Here is a 2,209-nt window from a genome sequence, read left to right as displayed (position 1 = left end):
AATTAGTCCAACGTCATTGCCAGTTAAGTGTCATAAAAAAGTAAATCCACTTCCGTTTTTAATTAAAAAATTGGAAGTGGATTTTTTATGTATCAAGATACTCTGATATAGGACGCTTACAATTAACCAAGTTACATATCACTTCAATTTTAAATTATCTATTAAGAATAAAAAATGCGAGTAGAAATGAAAGTTAACTCCTTCCTTTCTACCCACATTCATCAATTAAAGTTCTTTAAATAAAAAACGTGCATTCCAAAAATAATCTACGCCAGAATAAACGGTGAAAAACAAACAAATATAAAAGAAGATGGAAGCAATATCGAGTGTTAATCCAAAATTATTAAAAAGGAAAAACACGATAGCGAACATTTGGGTAAAAGTTTTTATTTTCCCTGGTAATGCGGCAGACATAACCTTACCATCATGTGTTGCTAATAAAACACGTAATCCTGTAACCATCAACTCTCTGGCAATAATAATAAATACGGCCCAACTTGGAACTACGCCTTTATCAATTAATAAAATAAAAGCAGCAATCACCAGCAATTTATCAGCCATTGGGTCAAAAAAAGCTCCAAAAGATGTCACCAAATTTAATTTACGAGCAAGATATCCATCTAAATAATCCGTAACACTCGCGACAATAAAGACAATTCCCGCTAGAAATTGTGATACTGGAATAATTTGCTGATTAAACGAAAGACTGCCAAATTCAAATATCATCAACAAAATAAAGATTGGAATCATCACCACTCGTGAAAGTGTTAATTTATTCGCAATATTCATTAGTTATTATTCCCTTCGTCTTGTCCTTGTAATACAGCTGGTCCTTGGTAACCTGTTTCGCTCATTGGTTCTTCGGCCACTGACTCTTCAACAACTTCCTCTATTGCAGTCGTTTCTTCTACTTCTTGTGAAGCGGCATCATCAGCTAATTGGAAAACAACTGTACTTCCAAAGTACGGATTATTCAATTCTAATTCTTGACCATTAACTGTGAATGTACCACCTTCTTGATATCCTAAACGAATTCTAAATGAAGTAACACCTTCATTAACAGTATATTCAAAGTCTTCTCCTTCGGAGATTGAAGTATCTACCACAATGTTTTCGTCTTCGTACATCCCAATCCATACATAGCTTTTTCCTTTAACACCAAAGGTATAATCGTTGAAGTCACCTTGAATTTCATATACAGATTCTTCACCCTCATTTGAAATTAACGTTAATACCTTATCACCAATTTTAATTTGATTTTCAGCTAAATCTTGGGTTGCTTGTGTTGTTTCTTCATTAGTGGTACTTGTCGTCGTAACTAGACTTTCTGGTTCAACGGTGGAGACAATAGATGAAGTATTTGCATTATCATTTTTATTTGATTTACTATCATCATTCATACGCGAAATTGCCATCGATAGTGAAAAAATAATCATTAATATCAAACCAATTAGAAAGGCTAAAGGTAAATAGGTTAATAAAATCTCAAGATTACTTTTTTCTTGATTTTCTTGACGCGATTTAACACGACTACCTATTTCTTCTGTTTCGATATTTTCTATCTCGACCATTTCGTCTTCGTCTGGATAGACCTCAATCTCATCTTTATATTCTTTTAATAATTCATCACCGTTTAATCCAACGACATCCGCATATTGTTTAACAAATGCTCGTATATAAAAATTACCCGGTAATTCAGAAAATTGACCTTCTTCAATCGCAACTAAATATTTTTTTTGAATTTTGGTCATTTGTTGTAATGTATTTAATGTATACCCTTTTTCAATACGGGCATCTCGAAGTTTACTTCCAAGTGTACTCATAGTAGTCCCCTCTTTATCGTCATTATCTCATTCATTATAACATAAAGTATTCAATGGTGTAGCTTAATTATACTTTTTTCACAAAAAAATAACAATTTAGTTTCGCTTAAATAAATTGTTATTGAGTGTGGTATTTTAATTCAAGTGCCTTTTACATTAAATCTATGAAACTAGACTGTAAACCAATTCGGTACAAATAAATAATGAATCTATTATTAGATCTGGCCATAAGCTTGATAAATTTAGTCAAATTATTGTGCGTTAATTAAAAGCGCAGGGGTTGAGTGGCCTCAAACTGCGTCTTAACGTAGCTGAGAACAATCTTGAAAAATCCAGCCAAATTAGTGCTTATTCATTAAAAGCGCAGGGGTTGAGTGGCCTCAAAC

General features: G+C 32.7%; 1 protein-coding gene and 1 pseudogene. Both read right to left on the bottom strand.

The genetic code is table 11. The features are described from left to right. Positions 1–225: 225 nt before the first annotated feature. Positions 226–789 (bottom strand): CDP-diacylglycerol--glycerol-3-phosphate 3-phosphatidyltransferase, encoded by a 564-nt coding sequence (gene pgsA / locus HMPREF2811_RS00975; protein WP_066125809.1) that lies wholly within the window; start codon positions 787–789, stop codon positions 226–228. Between the two features lie 826 nt (positions 790–1,615). After that, a pseudogene (locus HMPREF2811_RS11875) lies at positions 1,616–1,823 on the bottom strand (helix-turn-helix domain-containing protein); the annotation flags it as partial. Between the last annotated feature and the right edge of the window lie 386 nt (positions 1,824–2,209).

It is taken from the genome of Globicatella sp. HMSC072A10, assembly GCF_001811625.1.
Taxonomy (GTDB): domain Bacteria; phylum Bacillota; class Bacilli; order Lactobacillales; family Aerococcaceae; genus Globicatella; species Globicatella sanguinis.
Note: the sequence above shows the minus strand (reverse complement) of the source record. Positions and strands in the feature narration are given on the sequence as shown.

Bases quoted from the DNA above. Each gene is read 5' to 3' on its own strand.
- pgsA (WP_066125809.1), bottom strand. From the start codon at position 789: ATGAATATTGCGAATAAATTAACACTTTCACGAGTGGTGATGATTCCA.